Raw genomic sequence first — 24,586 nt, forward strand, 5'->3', positions numbered from 1 at the left:
GTGCAGGGTACGGAGTTGGATGGTGTCGGAGTGGCCCGGCGGGTCGAACCGGTGGTGACGGATCCCGTGCCGTTCCCGCTGGCTCCGGCGCAGCTGGGCGTCTGGTACGCGCAGCTCCTCGATCCGGAGGTGCCGATCAATGTGGCGCAGTACGTGGATGTCGCCGGCGAGCTGGACCCCGCGCTGCTGAACCAGGTGCTGGTCGGCGCGGCTCGCGAATTCGGTTCCGCCCTGGTGCGTTTCGTGGAGATCGACGGGCAACCCCAGCAGGTCGTGGACCCCTCGCTGTCGGTGGAACACCAGATCGTCGACCTGCGCGCCGCCGCCGATCCGATCGCCGCCGCCCACGAATGGATGCGCGCCGACGCCACCGCGCCGGTCGATCTGCTCACCGATCGCCTGTTCGCCGGAGCCGTCCTGCGCGTCGCCGATCGGCGCTGGTTCTGGTACATGCGAGCGCACCACATCGTGCTCGACGGTTTCGGCGCGCTCACCAACACCATGCGGGTGGCCGAGCGCTACACCGCGCGCGTGCGCGGCACCGAACCCGGCCCGGTCCGGTCCGGAACGCTGGAATCGCTGGTGGCGGGCGAACTGTCGTATCGCGACAGCGACCGCTTCGCAACCGACCGCGCCTACTGGAGCGAGCGGATCCGCGGGCTGGAGCCCACCACCCTGTCGCGGCGCGTGGCCGCGCCCGCCGCCGGGAATCTCCGGTACGGCCGAGCACTGCCGCCGCGGCTGACAGAGTCCATGAATTCCCTTGCGGCCACCCATGATTCATCGGTGGCGGTGGTGCTGCTGGCGGCCTTCGCCGCCTACCTGGCACGCCTGACCGACCGCCCGGAGGCCGTGCTGTCCATGCCGGTGACGGCCCGCACCACGGCGGTCATGCGGCGTTCGGCGGGCATGCTGTCCAATATCGTGCCGCTGCGGCTGCCACTCGACGCCGACGCCACCTGGGCGCAGCTGCTGCGCACCACCCGGCTGGAGGTGTCGGGCGCACTGCGCCACCAGCGCTATCGGCTCGAGGATATGCACCGCGACACCGATCGCGACGGCGGACCCGGCGGGCGGACGCTGTATGGGCCGCTGGCCAACATCATGCTGTTCCCCGCCGACCTCACCCTCGGCGACGCCCCCGGCCGGTATCACGTGCTCACCAGCGGTCCGGTGGAGGACCTGAGCATGCAGGTCTACTACGGCGACAGCGACCGGGTGCACCTGGAGTTCGAGGCCAATCCGAACCTCTACACCCACGACGAGATCGCCAGACACCACGGCCGTTTCGTCGCCTTCCTGGAGCGGCTGCTCGGGGCCGATCCGCGGACGCCGCTCGGTGCCGTGCCGGTGACCACCGAGCTGGAACGCACGGTGAGCCTGCGCACCTGGAACGACACCGGCCGCCCGGTGGGACGCGACGCCACGCTGGTCTCCCTGTTCGCCGCGCAGGTGCGGCGGACGCCCGACGCCGTGGCACTGCGCTGCCCGGACGCACCGGGGTGCGAGCTCAGCTACGGCGAACTCGACGCACGTGTGAATCGGCTGGCCCGGCATCTGATCTCGCTCGGCGTCGGACCGGAGTCGCTCGTGGGTCTGCACCTGCGGCGCTCACCCGAACTGGTGATCGCCATGTACGCGATCCAGGCGGCGGGCGGTGCGTACGTACCGCTGGACCCGGATCATCCGGCCGAACGCCTCGGCCACATTCTCGATACCGCGCGGCCGGTGTGCGTGCTCACCCGGACCGCGGACCGGCCCACGGCCCTGGACGCCCCCGTGATCAGCGTGGACACCCTCGAGCTCGACGGCCACCCGAGCGCGCCGCTGACCGACGCCGAGCGCCTCGCGCCGCTGCGGCCCGCGAACACCGCCTACGTCATCTTCACCTCGGGTTCCACCGGCCGCCCCAAGGGGGTGGCGGTCAGCCACCGATCGATCGTCAACCGGCTGCTCTGGATGCAGACCGGCTATGTGGCGCTGACCGATTCCGACCGCGTCCTCCAGAAGACGCCGTTCACCTTCGACGTCTCGGTACCGGAATTCTTCTGGCCGCTGCAGGTGGGCGCGCGGTTGGTGCTGGCGCGCCCGGACGGCCACACCGATCCCGACTACATCGCGGACCTGATTCGCCGCGAGGGCATCACCTCGGCGCATTTCGTGCCGTCCATGCTGACGGCCTTCGTGACCGCGCTGGAGACGGCGGACGCACGCGCGGAGTCCGGGGGACGCAACGCAGTTCGAACGTTGCGCCACGTATGGTGCTCGGGCGAGGCGCTGCCGGTGAGTCCGGCACTGCGCGTCGCCGCTTTGACCGGGGCTCGCGTACACAACCTGTACGGCCCCACCGAAGCCGCCGTAGAGGTCACCTGCCACGAGGTGACCGGCGGGGACGCCGAATTCGCGCCGATCGGCGCGCCGGTGTTCAACACCCGGTTGTACGTGCTCGATTCACGTCTGCGACCGGTTCCCGTAGGGATCCCGGGTGAGCTGTATCTGTCGGGGGTTCAGCTCGCCCGGGGCTACGTGGCGCGCCCCGGCCTGACTGCCGAGCGCTTCGTGGCCGATCCGTTCGCGGCCCCCGGCGAACTCATGTACCGCACCGGCGATCTGGTGTGCTGGAACACCCGCGGCGAGGTGGAGTACCTGGGCCGCACCGACTTCCAGGTGAAGCTGCGTGGGCTGCGCATCGAACTCGGCGAGATCGAGACGGTGTTGGCCGCGGTGGAGCGGGTGGCGCACGCCGTGGTGCTGGTGCGCGACGACCAGCTCGTCGCGTATGCGGTGCCGTCGGCTCCGGGCGCGGTGAGCGAGGAGCGGCTGCGGGCCGCCGCGGCGCGCGCCCTGCCCGCCTATATGGTGCCGACCAGTTACCTGCTGCTGGACGACCTGCCGCTCAACAGTTCCGGCAAATTGGATCGCAAGGCGCTGCCCGCGCCGCACCGCACCGCCGCGGCCTACACCGCCCCCGCTTCCCCGGTCGAGGCGACGGTGGCGCGGGTGCTGGGCGAGGTGCTCGGCCACGAGCGGGTCGGGCGCGACGACGACTTCTTCGCGCTCGGCGGCAACAGCCTGGTGGCCACGCGGGTGTCGGCGCGGCTGGCCGCCGAGCTCGGCTGCCGGATCGGCCTGCGAGAGCTGTTCAGCGCCACCACCGTCGCGGCGCTGGCCGCCGTGATCGAGCAGCATTTCGTGGATGCCGACGCGGAGGTCGGCGCATCGGTCCCGGTGCCGCGTGAGCGTCCGGAGGTACTGCCGCTGTCCCCGGCGCAGCAGCGCATCTGGTTCCTGAACCGGCTCGACAGCACCGGCGCCGACTACAACATGCCGTTCGTGGTGCGGCTGCGCGGCGACGCGGATATCGCGGCGCTGCGGGCGGCGGTCGCGGATGTGGTGGCCCGGCACGAGGTGCTGCGCACGATCTTCCCACGCACCGATGCCGGCGCATGCCAGCGCGTGCTGCCGGCCGACGCGGTATCGTCGTTCGTGGACCCCCGCTGGCCGGACGGCATGGACTGCGGACTCTTCGGCGGCAGTGCGCCGCGCGCGGATTACGCACGGCCGACCCCCGTCGAACCGCTCGGCCACGTACCAGCCGACCAGACCCCCGCCGCGACTCCCCTTGTGCCGGGCACGGCCGAGGTCCCGGGTGTGGTTGATCCGGTGCCGGGCGTGGGCGATCCGTTGGCGGGTGCAGCCGATTCCGCGTCGGGCGTGGTCGACCCGGTGGCGGGTGCGCAGGCTGCCGCCGGGGGTGCGATGGGGGCGGACGCCGAGCCGATCAGCGCCGCGGAGCTGGATGCCGAACTGCGTCGCTTCGCGGCCGAGGGCTTCGAGCTAGAGCACGAGATTCCCTTTCGCGCACGGCTTTTCCTGATCGCCGAGCGGGAGTTGGCATTGGCGGTGGTGTTGCACCACATCGCCGCCGACGGACTGTCGCTGCCTGTGCTGGCGCGCGATGTGGCGACCGCCTACGCGGCGCGGTGTGCTGGGCACGCGCCGGGCTGGGCTCCGCTGCCGTTGCAGTACGCGGATTACACGCTGTGGCAGCGGGAACGGCTCGGTGACCCCGCCGACGAACACTCGCTCGCGGCGCGGCAGCTGCGCTTCTGGACCGAGGCCCTGGCGGGCGCGCCGGAGCAGTTGGACCTGCCGTCGGACCGGCCGCGTCCCGCGGTGGCGAGCGGAGCCGGAGCGACCTACCTGCTGGAAGTACCTACCGGTCTGCATGTGCGCTTGGCGGAAACCGCTCAGGAACACGGTGTTTCGACCTTCATGCTGGTGCACGCCGCGCTCGCGGTGCTGCTGGCGCGGCTGTCCGGAGGCGACGACATCGTCATCGGCACCCCGGTGGGCGGTCGCGGGGAACGCGAACTCGACGAACTGATCGGCATGTTCGTCAATACGCTGCCACTGCGCACACCGGTCGACGGACGAATCCCGTTCTCCGCGCTGCTGGACCGGGTACGCGAAGTCGATCTTGCCGCCTTCGCGCACGCCGACGTGCCGTTCGAGCAGCTGGTCGAGGTGCTGAACCCGGCACGCTCGCGAGCCCGGCATCCGTTGTTCCAGGTGATGCTGTCCTGGACGGGCGCCGGGGGTATCGGTGTCGAACTGCCCGGATTGCTTGCCACGGCGGGTACCCTGGACACCGGAGTGACCAAGTTCGATCTTTCGATCGCGGTCACCGAAAGCTTCGCCGGTGCCGGTCCCGGGGAAGGTCCGGCACCGGCGGGGATCCAGGCGGAGTTCACCTTCGCCACGGATCTATTCGATTCCACCACCATCGCCGAGTACGCGCGCTATCTGCTGCGCCTGCTCGACACCATCACCCGCACCCCCGGAACCCCGGTGGCCGACCTGCCCCTCCTGGACGCGAACGACCTTCGCGCAGTCCTCGAGCTGGGCGCTCCCTCAACAATTTCCGCCCGCGCCGCCGATCCGAGCGTTCCCGTCGACACCGCCGCGAGTGCCACCGCGATCGCGGATGCCGAGCGCGCCGTCGAGAGAAGGACCGGTGCGGGTGCGGAGGTTGTGGCCGACTCGTCGGATGTCGAGCGCGCTCCCGTGCGGACCGACAGCGCTCGTATCGGGGGCGCGGCGGCTGTCACGGGAGCCGCGGCGGCCGCGGGTGGTGCGGGCGCTCAGGTGGCCGCGACCGCCGTGACCGCTGAGCTCGCCGAAACGGTGATCGCGGCATTCGAACGCCAGGTTCGGGCCACCCCCGCCGCCGTCGCGCTCATCGACGGCCCCTGGGTGCTCACGTACGCGGAGATGTCGGCGCAGGTCAATCGGCTTGCCCGGCTGCTCGTTTCGCTCGGCGTCGGACCCGACACCCCGGTGGTGCTGGGGATGCGGCGCTCGGCCGAATTCGTGCTGGCGGCCTACGCGGTGCTCACCGCGGGCGGCGCGTACGTGCCGGTCGATCCGGACCAGCCCGCGGCCCGGGTGCGCCGGGTGGTCGAGACCGCGCGACCGGTCTGTGTGCTGACCACCTCGGACGACGGCTGGGAAGCCGAGACCGATGTGGCGGTGGTGGTCGTCGACACCGCCGGACTGTCCGCCTTCGCCGCCGACCCGGTGACCGATCTGGACCGCCGGGGGCCGCTGCGGGCGGCGAACCTGGCCTACGTCATCTTCACCTCCGGCTCCACCGGAGTCCCCAAAGGCGTTGCTGTCCAGCATGCTTCGGTGGCGAACCAGATCTCCTGGATCACCGCCGAGTACGACGTCGCCCGCACCGATGTGGTGCTGTTCAAGACCCCCGCCACCTTCGACGTCTCGGTGTGGGAACTGTTCGCCCCACTGGTGCGCGGCGCGACCCTGGTGGTCGCCGCCCACGACGGGCACCGAGACCCCGCCTACCTGGCGGAGACCATCGCGCTCTACGGGGTCACCATGACCTCGTTCGTGCCCGCCATGCTGGCGGTCTTCGCACAGTCCGTCGCACCGGCCGATATCGCCTCGCTGCGAACGGTGCTGGTGGCCGGTGAGGCGTTCGGCGGCGAAACCGCCGCCGCCTTCGCCCGGGTGAGCAAGGCCGCCCTGCACAACCTGTACGGCCCGACCGAGTTCACGGTGCACGCCACCCACGCCCCCGCCGACCCGGCCGCGTCCGGCCCGGTGCCCATCGGCCGCGCGGTATCCGGCGCGCACGCCTACGTCCTCGACGCCCGCCTGCGACCGGTGCCGCCGACGGTGCCCGGCGAACTGTACCTGTCCGGCGTACAGCTGGCGCGCGGCTATCACGGCCGCGCCGATCTCACCGCCGACCGCTTCGTCCCGGACCCGTTCGGCCCCAGCGGCTCTCGCATGTACCGCACCGGCGACCTGGTGCGCTGGAACCGCGCGGGCGCACTCGAATACCTGGGCCGCCGCGACTTCCAGGTGAAGCTGCGCGGCCAGCGCATCGAACTCGGCGAGATCGAGTCCGCCCTGCTGGCCGCCCCCGACGTGCGCGCGGCGGCGGTGACGGTGCACCACCACTCCGCCGGTGAGCTGCTGGCGGCCTACGTGGTCACCGATCTCCTCGAATCCGAGCTGGCCGAGGTGCTGAGCGAGCGCCTGCGCGGGACCCTGCCCTCCTATATGGTGCCGACCGCCTACACACGGTTGACCGAGATGCCGCTCACCGCCTCCGGCAAGCTGAACCGCTCGGCGCTGCCGGAACCTCAGGTGCGCACCACGGCCTACCGCGCCCCGGTGACTCCCGCGCAGCGTGCGGTCGCGGAGATCTTCGCCGAGGTACTGGGCGCGCGCCGGGTCGGCCTCGACGACGACTTCTTCGCACTCGGCGGCAACTCCCTGGTCGCAACCCGTATTTCGGCGCGGCTGGCCGCGGCGATGGGCGCGGAGGTGCCGGTCCGCCTGCTGTTCGAGCATCCGACGGTCGCTCGCCTGGCCGACAACATCGCCCCCGGTATCGAGCGTCCGCGGCCACCGCTGGTGGCGGGGGTGCGGCCGGAGACGGTGCCCCTCTCCTACGCGCAGCAGCGCATGTGGTTCGCGAACCGCTTCGACGCCGCGTCCGTCGCCGACAATCTGGTCGCCGCACTGCGACTGGAGGGTGAACTCGACCGGGACGCGCTGGCGGCCGCGGTCACCGACGTGGTCGCGCGGCACGAAACGCTGCGCACCGTCTATCCGGCGGTGAACGGCATCGGGCGGCAGTGGGTGCTGCCGGTCGACGCGGCGGCCGTGGCTCTCGTGACGGCGGATATCGCCCCTGCCGAACTCGACGAACGTATTCGTGCCCTGGCCGCCGAACCGTTCGCGGTGGCCGAACGGGTGCCGCTGCGCCTGACGCTGCTGCGTACCGGGGAGCACGACCACGTGCTGGTGGTCGCGGTGCACCACATCGCGGCCGACGGCTGGTCCATCGCCCCGCTGACCCGCGATCTGTTGGCCGCGTATGTCGCTCGCCGGGCCGCCGACGCACCGGAGTGGACGCCGCTGCCGGTGCAGTACGCGGATTACACGCTGTGGCAGCGTGATCTGCTCGGCGCGGCCGACGACCCGGAATCCCTCCTGGCCGAACAACTCCACTTCTGGCGCGCCGAACTCGACGGACTGCCCGAGGTGCTGGCCCTGCCCACGGACCGGCCGCGTCCGGTCACGCCGTCGGGTCGGGGAGCCGCGCATCGCTTCGCCGTCTCCGCCGACCTGCGCGACCGGCTGCGACGGCTCGCCGAGAGTCAGCACGCCTCACTGTTCATGGTCGTGCACGCGGCCTTCGCCGCACTGCTGGCGACCCTGTCGGGCCAGCGCGACATCCCCATCGGCACGCCGGTCGCGGGTCGTGGTGAACGGGCCCTGGACGATCTGGTCGGCATGTTCGTCAACACTCTGGTGCTGCGCACCGAGGTGCACCCGGAGCGCTCCTTCACGGAGCTGCTGGCCGCGGTGCGGGACGCCGATCTGCGGGCCTTCGCCCACGCCGAGGTGCCGTTCGAGCGGCTGGTGGAGGAATTGGCCCCCGCCCGGGTGACGAACCGGCATCCGCTGTTCCAGGTGGCCCTGACCTTCCAGAACCACAGCCTGCCCGCCGGGGCGGTGGCCGACCTGCGCGTGGCGGCCCTGCCGGTGACCACCGGAACGGCCAGGTTCGATCTCCAGCTCACCGTGGCCGAACCGGATACCGGCGACCTGGATGTCGAGATCACCTACGCCACCGATCTCTTCGACGCGGCGACCATCGACATGCTCGCCGGACGTTTCGAGCTGATGCTGGAGACGATCGCCGCCTACCCCGCGCTGCCGGTCGCCGATATCCGCCTGCTCGGCGAGGGGGAGCGGCACTGCCTGCTGTACCGGTGGTCGACCACGGCACCGGGAGTGGACGCGACGGCCACGCTGGCCGATCGTTTCGCCGCCGCCGCGGCGATCGATCCGGCGGCCGTGGCGGTGCGAGTGGATGGCTCCGCCCTCAGCTACGCCGAGTTGGATGCGCGGTCGAATCGGTTGGCGCGTCGGTTGATCGCCGCCGGTGTCGGGCCGGAGGCGTTGGTGGCGGTGGCGTTGCCGCGGACCGCGGATCTGGTGGTGGCGTTGTTGGCGGTGGTGAAGGCGGGTGGTGGTTATCTGCCGATCGATCCGAATTACCCGGTTGATCGCATCGAGTACGTGGTCGATGACGCGCGGCCGGTGTGTGCGCTGACCAGTGGTGGTGCGGACCTGCCCGCGGGCTGGTTCGGCGGGCCCGTGATCGATGTGGACACCGTGGAACTCGACGGCTACTCGGCGGCCCCGGTGACCGACCGGGATCGCCGCGCGCGGCTGGATCCCGCCCATCCGGCCTATGTCATCTATACCTCCGGCTCCACCGGCCGCCCCAAGGGGGTGCTCGTTCCGCACCGAAACGTGGTGCGGCTGTTCGACAACACCGAGGGCGATTACGGTTTCGGGCCGTCGGACGTGTGGGTCATGTTCCACTCGTACGCTTTCGATTTCTCGGTGTGGGAGCTGTGGGGCGCTCTGCTCTACGGCGGCAGCATCGTGCTGGTCGACTATTTCACCTCGCGGTCGCCGCGCCAGTTCCGGGAACTGCTGGCCACCGAGCGGGTGACGGTGCTCAATCAGACGCCCTCCGCGTTCTATCAGCTGATCGCCGCTGACGCCGACGCCGAAGCCGCCGCCGCTGCCGCTGCCGACGGGGAGGGCGCTGGCGATCTGGCCCTGCGCTATGTGATCTTCGGTGGCGAGGCGCTGGAACCGCAGCGGTTGCGCGGTTGGTTCGCTCGTCATCCGGAGTCTCCGGTGCTGGTGAACATGTACGGCATCACCGAGACCACGGTGCACGCGTCCTACCGGCCCATCACTCCGGAGACGGGTGCCACCAGCGTGATCGGCGGTGCGCTGCCCGGCCTGGCGCTGCGCGTACTGGATGCGCGCCTGCGTCCGGTGCCGGTGGGAGTACCGGGCGAGATCTATGTCTCCGGTGGCCAATTGGCTCGCGCCTACCTCGGCCGCCCCGCGCTCACGGCGGCCCGCTTCGTGGCCGACCCTTACGGTGCGCCCGGTGCGCTGGCCTACCGGTCCGGCGATCTGGCCCGCTGGACCCCGGCGGGGGAACTGGAGTACCTCGGCCGGGCCGACCAGCAGGTGAACCTGCGCGGCTTCCGCATCGAACTCGGCGAGATCGAGGCGGCGCTGCTGGCCGAGCCCGGTGTCCGGGAGGCGGCCGTGGTGGTGCGACGCGACGAGGGTGTGGACGAGGCCCGCATCGTCGGCTACGTGGTGGCCGACGCCGCGGTCGACCCCGCGCTGCTGCGGGAGGCGGCGGCGAGGCGGCTGCCCGAGTACATGGTCCCCGCCGCCGTGGTCGCGGTGGAGCATATTCCGTTGACGGTCAACGGCAAACTCGATCGCACCGCCCTGCCCGCACCGGTGTTCGAGACCACCGGTTACCGGCGTCCCACCGGTGTCGCGGAGGAGATCGTCGCGGGGGTGTTCGCCGAGCTGCTCGGCCTGGAGCGGGTCGGCGCGGCCGACGACTTCTTCGCCCTGGGCGGCAGCTCCCTGCTGGCCGCGCAGGCGGTGGCGCGCATCGGTGCCGCGCTGGACGCCGAGCTCGCGGTCCGCGCGGTGTTCGAACATCCCGGTGTGGCCGCCCTGGCCGCCCATGCCGAGGAGCATGCCGGTGCCGGTACCCGCATTCCGCTGGAAGCCCGGCCGCGCCCCGACCGGCTGCCGCTGTCGTACGCGCAGCAGCGCATGTGGTTCCGCAACCGCTTCGACGCGGATTCGGCCGCCGACAACATCCCGCTGGTCATCCGGCTCACCGGCGCACTCGACACCGAATCGCTGGCGACCGCGCTCGGCGATGTGATCGATCGGCACGAAGCACTGCGCACCATCTACCCGGACGGTCCGGACGGGCCGCACCAGCAGGTGCTTCCCGCGGCACCGCGAGCGCTGGCGACGCTGATCGTGACGGCGGCCGACATCGTCGGACGCATAACGGAATTCGTGTCGACCGGCTTCGATCTGACCCGCGAGGCCCCGGTGCGCGCCGTGCTCCTGCGGCTCGACACCGTCCCGGAGACGCACGTACTCGCCCTGGTGCTGCACCACATCAGCGCCGACGGTTTCTCGCTCGGCCCGTTGGCCGCGGACCTCATGACCGCCTATGCCGCGCGCCGCTCGGGCACGGCCCCGGCCTGGCGTCCGCTACCGGTCCAGTACGCGGATTACACACTGTGGCAAGCGGAATCGCTCGGTTCCGCCGCCGATCCGGCGTCGGCGCTGGCGCGGCAGCTCGCGTACTGGCGCACTCGCCTGGCGGGGCTGCCGGAACATCTGGACCTGCCGACCGACCGCCCGCGCCCGGCCGTTTCCACCGAACGCGGCGGCACCCATCGCTCGCGAATCGACTCGCATCTGCACAGCGGTCTGGCCGAGCTGGCGCGCAAGCACGATGCGACGCTGTTCAGCACCCTGCACGCGGCGCTGGCGGTCCTGCTGGCGCGGCTGTCCGGCACCGCCGACATCGCCATCGGCACACCGGTGGCGGGACGGGGTGAACGCGCACTCGACGGGCTGGTCGGCATGTTCGTCAATACGCTGGTCCTGCGCACCGAGGTCGACCCGCGCCTGAGTTTCGACACGCTGCTCGGGCAGGTGCGCGAAACGGATATCTCGGCCCTCTCGCACGCCGACGTGCCGTTCGAGCGGCTGGTCGAGGAGCTGGCTCCGGCCCGGGCACGTAACCGGCATCCGCTGTTCCAGGTGGCCCTGACCTTCCAGAATTTCGCGCTGCCCGACCTCGAATTGCCCGGATTGACCGTGCGTGCCGAGGACGCCGATACCGGCACCGCGAAATTCGACCTCCAGTTCACCATCACCGAGCACATCGACGCCGACGGCCGCGCCGGCGGCATGGCGGTCGAGATCACCTACGCACGCGATCTCTTCGACGCCGACAGCATCGCGGTGCTGGCTCGCCGCTTCGAACAGGTGCTGGCCGCGGTGGCCGCCGATCGCACCGTGGTGGTCGGCGACATCCAGTTGCTCAGCGCCGAGGAACAGCGGCGTGCCCTGCACGAATGGTCGCGCACCGGGGCCGATATCGCGGCCGGTGACACCATCGCCGACCGTTTCGCGCGGGCCGCGATGATCGACCCCGCCGCCGTGGCGGTGCGGGCCGGAGCGGAGCGACTCACCTTCGCCGAGTTGGATGCGCGGTCGAATCGGTTGGCGCGTCGGTTGATCGCCGCCGGTGTCGGGCCGGAGGCGTTGGTGGCGGTGGCGTTGCCGCGGACCGCGGATCTGGTGGTGGCGTTGTTGGCGGTGGTGAAGGCGGGTGGTGGTTATCTGCCGATCGATCCGAATTATCCGGCTGATCGCATCGAGTACGTGGTCGATGACGCGCGGCCGGTGTGTGCGCTGACCAGTGGTGGTGCGAATCTGCCCGCGGGCTGGTTCGGCGGGCCCGTGATCGATGTGGACACCGTCGATCTCGACGGCTACCCCGATGTCCCGGTGTCCGACGCCGACCGGCGCGCCCCGCTCGACCCCGCCAACGCCGCCTATGTCATCTACACCTCCGGCTCCACCGGCCGGCCCAAGGGTGTGGTGATCCCGCACGCGAATGTGATTCGCCTGCTGGACAATACGCACCGTCACTACGGTTTCGGGCCGTCGGACGTGTGGGTCATGTTCCACTCGTACGCTTTCGATTTCTCGGTGTGGGAGCTGTGGGGCGCTCTGCTCTACGGCGGCAGCATCGTGCTGGTCGACTATTTCACCTCGCGGTCGCCGCGTCAGTTCCGGGAACTGCTGGCCACCGAGCGGGTGACGGTGCTCAATCAGACGCCGACCGCGTTCTATCAGCTGATCGCCGCCGACGCGGAGGCCGCGGATGATCTGGCGCTGCGCTATGTGATCTTCGGTGGCGAGGCGCTGGAACCGCAGCGGTTGCGCGGTTGGTTCGCTCGGCATCCGGAGTCTCCGGTGCTGGTGAACATGTACGGCATCACCGAGACCACGGTGCACACCTCGTACCGGCCCATTCCGGCCGACACCGGCAGCGCCAGCGTGATCGGCAGCGCGCTGCCGGGACTGGCCATGCGCCTGCTGGACTCGCGCCTGCTGCCGGTGCCGGTGGGCGTACCGGGCGAGATCTACGTCTCGGGAGGGCAACTCGCGCGCGGCTATCTGAATAGGTTCGGCCTCACCGCCGCCCGTTTCGTGGCCGACCCTTACGGTGCGCCCGGTGCGCTGGCCTACCGGTCCGGTGATCTGGCCCGGTGGACCGCCACCGGCGATATCGAATACCTCGGCCGGGCCGACCAGCAGGTGAATCTGCGCGGCTTCCGGGTGGAACTCGGCGAGATCGAAGCGGCGCTGCTGGCCGAGCCCGGTGTCCGGGAGGCGGCCGTGGTGGTGCGACGCGGCGAGGGGGACGACGAGGCCCGCATCGTCGGTTACGTCGTGCCCGCGGACGTGGACGAGCTCGAAGTGGCCGCGCTGCGCCAAGCCGTCGCCCGACGGCTGCCCGAGCACATGATTCCCTCCGCCCTGGTCGTGCTCGAGCGCATTCCGTTGACCGTCAACGGCAAACTGGACAAGGCGGCACTGCCCGCGCCGGTCTTCGAGTCCCGCACCTACCGCAGGCCCGCCACCTTCGCCGAGGAGATCGTCGCGGGTGTGTTCGCGGACCTGCTGGACATGGACCAGGTGGGCGCGGACGACGACTTCTTCGCCCTGGGCGGCAGCTCGCTGCTGGCCGCCAAGGCGGTGGCCCGCATCGGCGGCATTCTCGACGCGACAGTCGGCGTTCGGATGCTGTTCGAATTCCCCCGGGTGGCCGACCTGGCCGCCCGCATCGGCACCGATGCCGAATCCGCCCCACGGCCGGTGCTGAGGGCGGGGGTGCGACCGGAGCGGTTGCCGCTGTCGCCCGCGCAGCACCGCATGTGGTTCCTCAACCGCTTCGACCGCACCTCCACGGCCTACAACATCCCACTGGCGCTGCGGCTTTCGGGTGCACTCGATGTCGAGGCGTTGGCGGCCGCCCTCGGTGACGTGATCGACCGGCACGAGTCGCTGCGCACCGTCTATCCGGAGACGGCCGCCGGGGCGGCGCAGGTGATCCTGCCCACCGATCGGGCCGTGCCGAGCGTCGCTCCCGAACCGGTCACAGAATCCGAACTGCCCCAGCGTATTCGGGAACTCGCGGACACCACCTTCGACGTCACCGTCGATATCCCGGTCCGGGTCCGGCTGTTCCGTATCGATGCCACCGAGTACGTATTCGTCGGTGTGCTGCACCATATCTCGGCCGACGGCTCCTCGCTGGTGCCGTTCGTTCGGGATCTCGTGGTGGCCTACGCGGCCCGCCTGAACGGATGTGCTCCGGCCTGGATGCCGCTGGCCGTCCAGTACGCCGACTACGCCCTGTGGCAGCACGCGCTGCTCGGTTCCGAACACGACACCGGCTCGCTGGCCGCCCGGCAGCTGGACTACTGGCGGGAGACGCTCGCCGGTCTGCCCGACCAGCTGGACCTGCCCGCCGACCATCCCCGTCCGCCCCGGCAGAGTCTGCGCGGCAAGCGGATTCACTTCACCGTGGACGCCGATCTGCACGCCCGGCTCATCGCGGTGGGCCGGGAACGGTGCGCGACTCTGTTCATGGTGGTGCACGCCGCCTTCGCGGCGCTGCTGGCCCGGCTATCGGGCAGCCCAGACATCGCCGTCGGCACCCCCATCGCCGGGCGCGGCGACAGCGCGCTCGACGACGTGATCGGCATGTTCGTCAACACCCTGGTGCTGCGCACCGACGTCGATGCCGCCGCGCCCTTCACGGAGCTGCTGACTCGGGTGCGCACCACCGATATCGCCGCCTTCTCCCACGCCGACGTGCCGTTCGAGCGTCTGGTGGAGGTGCTCAATCCGGAACGCTCCACCGCACGGCATCCGCTGTTCCAGGTCGGCCTGTCCTTCCAGAACCACGAGCGGGCCGCCCTGCGACTGCCCGGCCTGACCGTCTCCGAGATCGAATTCGACAACGACATAGCGCAATTCGATCTGCACCTGTTCGCCGTCGACGAATACGACGAGGCCGGATCGCCCGCCGGTATGGCGATGACCCTCGGCTATGCCACCGACCTGTTCACCGCGGACACCGCCCGGCGAGTGGTGGACGCGTTCGCCAGGACGTTGGCCGCGATCGCGGCCGCGCCGGATACCGCCGTCGGCGACATCGACCTACTGGGACCCGAACTGCGACAGCGGATGCTGCGGGACTGGAACGACACCGCGCACCCGGTGCCCGCGACCACGCTCGCCGCCCTGGTCGATGCTCAGGTCGCGCGTACTCCGCATGCGGTAGCGCTGCTGGACGCCGACGGGAACCCGCTCGACTACGCCGTGTTCGACGCCCGCGTGAACCGGCTGGCCCGCCACCTCATCGCCCGCGGTGTCGCTCCCGAGCGCACCGTGGCGCTGGCCATGCGGCGTGGCATCGATCTGGTCGTCGCCATGTACGCGGTGGTCAAGGCCGGTGGCGCGTACGTGCCGATCGACCCCGACCACCCGGGCGAACGCATCGCCCACATCATCGACACCGCCGCACCGGTCTGCGTGCTCACCACCGCCGCCGACGGGCTGCCCTTCGACACCGCCGTCCCGGTGCACGAGGTCGACGTGCTCGACCTCACCGCGCTGTCGCCCGCACCGATCCGCGACGACGAGCGGGTCCGTCCGCTGCGTGCGCACAACCCGGCGTACGTCATCTTCACCTCCGGCTCCACCGGCAAGCCCAAGGGCGTCACGGTGACGCACGCGGCCATCGTCAACCAATTGCACTGGCTGCAAAGCACTTTCGACCTCGGTCCGGGCGATCGGGCGCTGCTCAAGACGCCCGCCACCTTCGACCTGTCGGTGTGGGAGTTCTGGTCGCCGCTGGTCACCGGCGGCAGTCTGGTGGTGACCGCGCCCGGCGACGAACGCGATCCGGATCGGCTGCGAGCCTTGATCGAGCGGCACGGCGTCACAGTGCTGCATCCGGTGCCGTCGCTGCTCGCCATGCTGTTGGCGGGTGGACCGCTGCCCGCTCCGGTGCGTGCCGTGCTCACCATCGGTGAGACCCTGCCCGTGGCCACCGCTGCCGAGTTCCTGGAGAAGACAGGCGGCGCACGACTGTTCAACCTCTACGGCCCGACCGAGGCGGCGGTCTCGATCACCGCGCACGAGGTGCGCGAGCCGACCGCGCACACCGTGCCGATCGGCGGCCCGGCCTGGAACAGCCGCGGGTACGTGCTCGACGGCCGCCTGCGGCCCGTGCCGGTGGGCGTGCCCGGAGAGCTGTACCTGGCGGGTGATCAGCTGGCCCGCGGCTATCACGGCTGGCCCGCCCGTACCGCCGACCACTTCGTCGCCGACCCGTTCTGCGGCGGCCGCATGTACCGCACCGGCGATATCGTGCGCTGGCGCGCCGACGGCGCCCTGGAGTACCTGGACCGCGCGGACTTCCAGGTCAAGATCGGCGGCCACCGCATCGAACTCGGTGAGGTGGAAACGGTACTGCGCCACTGCGACGGGGTTAGCGCCGCCGTGGCGGTCGCCCGGCCGGTCGCGGCCGGGAACCGGCTCATCGCCTATGCGGCGGTGCCGCAGGCGAATCCGGAGCAGCACCACGACACGGCCGCGGCGCTGCGGGCCGCCCTCGCCCGTGCGCTGCCCAGCTATATGGTCCCGGCCGCCGTGGTCGTACTGGACAGCCTGCCGCTCAATGCCAATGGCAAGGTCGACCGGGCCGCGCTGCCCGATCCGGTACTGCCCGACACGGCGCACCGCGACCCGGCGACCGTCACCGAGAAACTGGTGGCCGCCGCGTTCGCGGAGGTTATCGACACCGACGCGCTCATCGGTGTGGACACCGATTTCTTCGCCCTGGGTGGCAATTCGCTCATGGCGACCCGACTGGCCGCACGCCTCGGCGAGGATCTGGGCGTGCGGGTGCCGGTGGCCGCGGTATTCGACGCGCCGACGGTCGGCGGCCTCGCCGAGCGGCTGACCACCGCCGAGTCGGATGCGGCCCGCCCGCTCCCGACACGGCGGGTCGGCACCGGCCCCGCGCCGCTATCGCTCGCCCAGCAGCGCATGTGGGTGCTCAACCGATTGCGGCCCGACGCCGCGGCCTACAACGTTCCCGTCGCCATCCGGCTGACCGGCACGCTGGACGGGCGGGCGCTGGCCGCCGCCGTGCGGGATGTACTGGGCCGCCACGAGATTCTGCGCACCCGCTACCCGGAGATCGACGGTGAGCCGGTGCAGGAGGTGCTCGCCGTGAGCGCGGTGGAGTTCGATCTCACGCCGGTTCCGCTGGCGCACGACGAACTCGACGCGCGGATGGGCGAGTTCGTCTCCGCCGGTTTCGATGTCACCGCCGCCGCTCCGGTGCGGGCTCGTCTGTGGCGGACCGCGCCGACCGAACACGTGCTCGTCGTGGTCCTGCACCACATCAGCGCCGACGGCTACTCGGTCGCGCCCATGACCCGTGATCTGGTGCTCGCCTACACCGCACGACTGAGCGGTGCCACTCCGGCCTGGGCACCGCTGGCGATCCAGTACGGCGACTTCAGCGCCTGGCAGCGGGAGCTGCTCGGTTCCGACACCGATCCCGGCAGCCTGCTGTCCCGGCAGCTGGCGTTCTGGACCGCCGAACTGGCCGGTGTGCCGGAACAGCTCCCGCTGCCCACCGATCGTCCCCGCCCGGCACGGCGCGAGATGCGCGGCGACGCGCTCGAGGTCGACGCCGGGACGGACCTCACCGCTCGACTGGCGCTGGTGGCGCGCGAGCACGGCGTGACCCTGTTCGGCGTGGTGCACACCGCCTTCGCGGTGTTGCTGTCGAAGCTGTCCGGTGTGCGCGACATCGCCATCGGCGCACCCGTCGCGGGCCGTGGTGAACGGGCGCTCGACGACCTCATCGGCATGTTCGTCAACACGGTCGTGCTGCGCACCGAGGTCGACGCCGCGCTGCCGGTGCGTGAACTGCTGCGGCAGGTGCGCGACCGCGATCTCGCGGCGTTCGCCCACGCCGATGTGCCGTTCGAGCGCGTGGTGGAGGCCATGGGCCGCACCCGATCCAGCTCGTACTCGCCGCTGTTCCAGGTGATGCTGACCTTCCAGAACATGCCCACCGGAAAGGTCGATCTGCCCGGTGTGCAGGTGCAGGTGCTGGAACCCGAACTCGGCGAAACCAAGTTCGACCTGCATCTCACCGGAATGGAACGCTACGACGAGCGCGGTCGGGTGACCGGATTGCGACTGCGGTTCGCCTACGCCACCGATATCTTCGACGCCGCCACGGTCCGGTTGCTCGCCGACCGCCTGCTGCTCGTGCTGCGGGCCATCGCCGACGATCCCGCCACCCCGGTGCGTGCGGTCGATATCCGCACCGCGGCGGAGCGGGAGCGACGCGGGGCGAAAACCACTGCCGCCGTCGTCGATCCGGACGTCGGCGGGCGGAGCCTGGAGCATCCGGCGGAACTTCCGGCGCTCGTCGCGGCCGCCGCCACCCTCGCACCCGATGTCATCGCGCTCGCCCACGGTGAGCACCGCATCACCTACCACGCCCTGGACACCAAGATCGCCGCCGTGGCCCGCGCCATGGGCGCGGCAGCGAAGCCGGAGGCAGTGGTGCAGGTCGCCCTCGCCGGACTGGCACCCGGCATCGTGGCCGCCCTCGGCGCGGGCGGCCTCACCCAGGCCCTGCACACCCTCGCGGGGGATGCGCGCGGTCTGGTCCTTCGCTCGGCAAGTACGGAAGGAAACGTCTGATGCAACACGCGGAGTCGGTAGCCCTGAGCCGGTTCGGCAGTCACGCGGCGCTGCGCAGCGCCTACGGCACAGCGGACCTGCCGAATCTCATCGAAACGGTGGCCGCGCTCGAACCCGAGCGCGTCGCCCTGCGGCACGGCGACACCACTGTCACCTACGCGGCCCTGGCCGCCGAGGTCGGGGTGCTGGCCGAGGCCATGGGCGGGGCGCTCGAACCCGACGCCCTGGTCCAGGTCGTGGTCTCCGGTCAGCTGCCCGGCCTGATGGAGGGTGCGGAAGGCGCGCTGGCCGCCGTGCTGGACGAGCTGCTCGCCGATGCCGTCGACGCGGCCGCCGGGGTGCTGGTCCCGAACCTCGCCCCGGTCGAAACCCTGGTGACCTTGTTCGAGGAGCAGGTGGAGCGTACTCCCGACGCGGTGGCGCTGCGCTGCGGCGACCAGAGTCTCACCTACGCCGAATTCGCCACCCGCGTGCACGCGCTCGCCCGGCGGCTGCTGGACTACGGCGTCGGGCCCGATGTGCTGGTGGGGCTGTCGGCCAGGCGCTCCGTCGAATTGCTGATCGGTATGTACGCCATCCTCGAGGCGGGCGGCGCGTACGTGCCGATCGATCCGGATCACCCCGCCGACCGCATCGCCTACGTGCTGGACGTCGCGGCCCCCGCGCTGGTGCTCACCACCACCGACGATCGGCCGGATCTCGACGCGGACGTGCCGGTGCTGTGCATCGACGAGTTCGAGCGCACCGCCGGGGACATCGCCCCCGATGCCACCACGCTCAGTGCGGATCCCTACCTATCGCAGCCGGTAGGGAGCAACACCGCCTACGTCATCTTCACCTCCGGCTCCACCGGCCGCCCCAAGGGCGTGGCGGTGTCGCACCGCGCCATTGTCGCCAATCTCCGCTGGCGGCAACGGCTCTACCGGCTCGACGACAGCGATGTGGTGCTCCAGAAGACGCCCTTCACCTTCGACGTGTCGGTGTGGGAGTTCTTCTGGCCGTTGCAGACCGGTGCGACGCTGGTGATCGCGGCGCCCGACGGTCACCGCGACCCTGCCTACCTGCTGCGTGCCATCGACGAATACGGCATCACCATCGCACATTTCGTCCCGTCCATGCTGGCGGTCTTCGTCGCCGAGGCCGCGCTCGCACTCGACCGCGGTGAGCCGGGGGTGGCCGATTCGCTGCGCGCCGTCTTCGCCTCCGGTGAGGCGCTGCCCGCCGCGACCGCCGCCGCCTTCCGCGACGTGAGCGGTGCCTGTCTGCACAATCTGTACGGCCCCACCGAGGCCGCCGTGGACGTCACCGCCCACGAGGTTACCGCCGCCGACGTCGATACGGTGCCCATCGGCGCGGCCGCCGACGACACCGAATTGCTGGTGCTGGACGACGATCTGCGCCCGGTGCCGTCCGGGGTGGTCGGTGAACTGTATCTGGCGGGCGTGCAGCTGGCCCGCGGCTATGTGGCGCGGCCCGGTCTGACCGCGGAGCGGTTCGTCGCCAATCCCGAAGGCGCGCCTGGTGATCGGATGTATCGTACCGGCGACCTGGTGCGCTGGACACCCACCGTGGACGGCGGTCCCGACGAACTGGAATACCTGGGCCGCAGCGATTTCCAGGTGAAGCTGCGCGGCCTGCGCGTCGAGCTCGGCGAGGTCGAGGCCGCCCTGCTGCGTCACGCCGCGGTGGCGCAGGCGGCCGTGGTGCTGCACCGGCACGCCGGTGGTGACCATCTGGTGGGCTATGTGGTCGGCGAACGCGATCTGGACACCGCGGCGGTGCTCGCGTCGACCCGCGAACTGCTGCCGGAGTACATGGTGCCGTCACTGCTGACGGTGCTCGACCACATGCCGGTGAACGCCAACGGCAAACTGGATCGCCGTGCCCTGCCGGAACCGGTGTTCACCGACAGCACCGCCGAGTACCGCGAGCCGGAAACGGCCGCCGAGCTCACCGTGGCCGCCATCTTCGCCGATCTGCTCGGGGTCGAGCAGATCGGGGCGGACGACGATTTCTTCGCCCTGGGCGGCAACTCGCTGATCGCCACCCGGGCCATCGCCCGCACCGCCGAGGCGCTGGGCATCGCCATCGACGTGCGTGACTTCTTCGACCGCCCCACGGTGGCGGCGTTGGCCGCGCTGGCCGACACCGCCGCCACGGCGGCGTCCCTGCCGGCCCTGGTGGCGCGACCGCGTCCGGATCTGGTGCCGCTGTCACCCGCACAGCAGCGCATGTGGTTCCTCAACCGCCTGGCGCACACCGAATCCGAATCCGCCACTGACGGTTTCGATACGGCGGCGGTCGACAACATCGTGGTTGCGCTGCGGCTGCGCGGCGAACTCGATACGTCGGCACTGCGCGCCGCCGTCGCCGATCTGGTCACACGGCACGAGATCCTGCGCACCTACTACCCGCAGACCGCCGCCGGACCGGTCCAGGTCGTTCGCGACGATATGGCCGTCGAACTCACCCCGCGCGATATCGTCGCGGAGCGGCTGAACGATGCGGTGCGGGCGGCGGCCGGACGGGGATTCGACGTCTCCGGTGAGGTGCCGCTGCGGGTCGAACTGCTCCGGATCGGTCCCGCCGACCATGCCCTGGTGCTGGTCGTGCACCACATCGCCGCCGACGGCGTCTCCCTGGTTCCGCTCGTGCGTGATCTGGTGCTGGCCTACGGCGCCCGCCGTGACGGTGACGGTCCCGGGTGGGAGCCGTTGCCGGTCCAGTACGCCGACTACGCGCTGTGGCAACGCGAGCTGCTCGGCGACGAGAACGATCCCGACTCGACCGTTGCCCGCCAGCTCGAGTTCTGGACAAGCGAACTCGACGATTTGCCCGCCCAGCTGGATCTCCCCGCCGACCGCCCGCGCCCGGCCGTATCGAGCTATCGTGGCGCCTCGCTCGAGTTCACCATCGACGCCGACCTGCGCGCGGCCGTCGACCGGCTGGCCGCCGTCGGCGGCGCGACCCCGTTCATGGTTCTGCACGCCGGACTGGCCGCGCTGCTGGCACGACTATCGGGGACCACCGATATCGCCATCGGCACCCCGGTCGCCGGGCGGGGAGACCGGGCGCTGGACGATCTGGTCGGCATGTTCGTCAACACCCTGGTGCTGCGCACCCGGGTGGTGGCCGGGTCGTCGTTCACCGAACTGGTAGCGCACGCGCGCGAGCGGGACCTGCGCGCCTTCGCCCACCGCGACGTGTCGTTCGAGCGTCTGGTCGAAGTGCTCAATCCGGCCCGCGCCCGCAACCGGCACCCACTGTTCCAGGTCGCGCTGTTCATGCAGAACCTCGGCACGACCACACCCGTGCTGCCGGGCCTGGACACCACGCCGGTCGAATTCCGCTCCGATTTCGCCAAATTCGACCTGAACCTCACCGTCTCCGAGTGTGACGCCGGGTACCGTGCCGAATTCACCTACGCCACAGATCTTTTCGATCAGGCGACGGTACGAGAGTTCGCGGCCAAGTTTCTGCGCCTGTTGCGCACCGCCACGGCGCAGCCGGATCGTCCGATCGGTGATATCGAACTCCTGGGCGCGGGCGAACTCGACTATGTCACCTCGAGCTGGAATGCCACCGGGCACAAGGTCGCCGAGCGGTTCCTGCACGAGGGCTTCGACGCCCAGCTACGCCGCACGCCCGACGCCGTCGCCGTGATCTCCGGCGACACCGAACTCACCTACACCGAACTGTCCGAGCGGGCCAACCGTCTGGCCCGGCTGCTCATCGACGCGGGCGTCGGACCGGAATCGCTGGTCGTGCTCGCCATGGCGCGCTCGGTCGAACTCGTCATCGCCATGTACGCGGTGCTGCGCGCGGGCGGCGCGTACGCGCCCGTCGATCCGAGCCACCCGGCCGACCGCATCGCCCACATCCTCACCACCGCCCGTCCACGGGTGGTGCTGACCACCACCACCGACGACTTCACACTTCCCGAGGGTCTCGAGGCTCCGCTGTACCGCGTCGACGACCTCGACCCCCGGGCGCACTCGGCCGCACGGATCACCGACGCCGAACGCCGCGCCCCCCTGCACCCGGACCATCCGGCCTACGTCCTGTTCACCTCCGGCTCCACCGGCGCCCCCAAGGGCGTGGCCGTGAGCCACCGCGCCATCACCAACCAGATGGCGTGGATGCACGCCGAATACCGCGTTCGGGCCGCCGACCGCTACCTCCAGAAGACCGCCAGCACCTTCGACGTCTCACTGTGGGGTTACTTCCTGCCGCTGCGCGCGGGCGCGACCATGGTGCTCGCCGCTCCCGACGGCCACCGCGACGCCCGCTACCTCGCCGAAACCATCGCCCGGCATGGCATTACGCTCACCGACTTCGTCCCGTCCATGCTGGCGGTCTTCGCCACCCACGCGCGTCCGGGCGAACTCGATTCGCTGCGCGATGTTTTCGTCGCCGGGGAGGCGTTTCCGCCGGAGACCGTCGCCGCCTTCCGCGCGGTGAGCGACGCCGGACTGCACAACCTGTACGGTCCCACCGAGGCCGCCGTCACCGTCACCGCTCGCGAGGTGGACGAACCCGGCGACCAGCCGGTACCCATGGGTGAGCCGGAATGGAACACCCAGGTGTACGTGCTGGACACCCGACTGCGCCCCGCGCCGATCGGCGTACCCGGCGAACTGTATCTCGCCGGTGCGCAATTGGCGCGCGGCTATCACGGGCGGGTCGATCTGACCGCGGATCGCTTCGTGGCCAACCCCTTCGGCATCGGCGAACGCATGTACCGCACTGGGGACCTGGTGAAGTGGTCCGCCGAGGGAGAACTGATCTACTTGGGCCGCATCGACTTCCAGATCAAGTTCCGCGGCCAGCGCATCGAACTCGCCGATATCGAGACCGCGTTCGCCGCCGCACCCGAGGTCGCCCAGGCCGCGGTCCGGCTGGTCACCGCCGAGGCCGGTGACTACCTGGCGGGCTATGTCGTCCGCGCGCCCGGGGCCGACCTCGATGTCGACCGGCTGCGCGCGGGCCTGACCCGGCGGCTGCCCGCGTACATGGTGCCCACCGCCATCGTCGAACTCGATGCCCTGCCACTGGGCGCGAGCGGCAAGCTGGACCGCCGGGCGCTGCCGATCCCGGTGCTGGCGGCCAGGCGTTTCCGCGCACCGGTCGACGCGGTCCAGCGCCTGGTGGCGGGGGTCTTCGCGGAGGTGCTCGGGATCGAACGCGTCGGGCTGGACGACGATTTCTTCGCCCTCGGCGGCAGTTCGCTCACCGCCACCCGGGTGACCGCCCGGATCGGCGCCGAACTGGATGCGCGGATACCGGTCCGCATCCTTTTCGAGGCCCCGGCGGTGGGCGAATTCGCTACCGCTGTCGGTGCGCTCACCGATACCGTGCCGCGGCCGGCTCTCACGCGCCGCGCCCGTCCCGACCGGGTGCCGCTCTCGCTGGCCCAACAGCGGCTGTGGTTCCTCAACCGCCTGGAGAGCGAACAGGGCGGGTCCGGTTTGTACAACCTGCCCGTGGTGTTGCGCTTGAGCGGCCACCTGGACACCTCGGCGCTGGAACGGGCCGCCCTGGATGTGCTGGCCCGGCACGAATCATTGCGCACCTGCTACCCGGATACCGAATCCGGTCCGTACCAGCGCGTACTGACCGTCGAAGAGGTCGGGTTCAGCCTGAGTCCGGTGCCGGTGGCCGCCGCCGACGTGCCCGAGGCCGTGGCCGCGATCGTGCGCGCTCCGTTCGATGTCACCCGCGATCTGCCGTCTCGCCTCGCACTGCTGCTGGTCGACCGGGACGCGAACAGCGAGGACACCACGGACACCGTATCGACCGCCGACGAGTACATCCTCGTCGTGGTGCTGCACCATATCGCCGGTGACGCGCTGTCGATGCCGCCCCTGGTCCGAGATCTCGTGCGCGCCTATACCGCTCGCCGCGCGAACCAGTCTCCCGACTGGGAGCCGCTCGCCATCCAGTACGCCGACTACACGCTCTGGCAGCGTGAACTGCTCGGCTCCGACGCCACCCCAGGTGATCTCGCCCATCGGCAACTGGGCTTCTGGCGCGACACTCTCGCCGAACTACCCGCCCTCCTACCGCTGCCGACCGACCGACCGCGACCCGCGCGACCACGAAACACCGGGGGAGCGGTCGAGTTCGAGGCGGGGGGCGACGTGCTGTCCGGGCTCCGAGACATCGCCCGCTCGCACGGCGCGACCCTGTTCATGGTGGTGCACGCCGCCTTCGCAGCCACGCTGTCCCGGCTCGCGGACACCGGTGACATCGCCGTCGGCGCACCGGTCGGCGGGCGCGGTGACCGTGAACTCGACGACCT

2 protein-coding genes (1 of these 2 running past the window's edge) are annotated in these 24,586 nt (G+C 70.8%); both read left to right on the forward strand.

Annotated features, from left to right (window positions below; genetic code table 11):
• Positions 1-18,285, forward strand: coding sequence for a non-ribosomal peptide synthase/polyketide synthase (locus tag FOH10_RS00685; protein ID WP_143979218.1), 18,285 nt, complete (start codon positions 1-3; stop codon positions 18,283-18,285).
• Positions 18,285-24,586: the 5' end (the start) of a non-ribosomal peptide synthetase gene (locus FOH10_RS00690; RefSeq protein ID WP_143979219.1), read on the forward strand. 19,021 nt of this gene lie beyond the right edge of the window; 6,302 of the gene's 25,323 nt are visible here — the first part of the coding sequence; it begins with the start codon at positions 18,285-18,287; its stop codon lies off the right edge, out of view. Before FOH10_RS00685 ends, FOH10_RS00690 begins: the two co-directional genes overlap by 1 nt.

The sequence above is a fragment of the Nocardia otitidiscaviarum genome, from assembly GCF_007362295.1.
GTDB classification, from domain to species: Bacteria; Actinomycetota; Actinomycetes; order Mycobacteriales; family Mycobacteriaceae; genus Nocardia; species Nocardia otitidiscaviarum.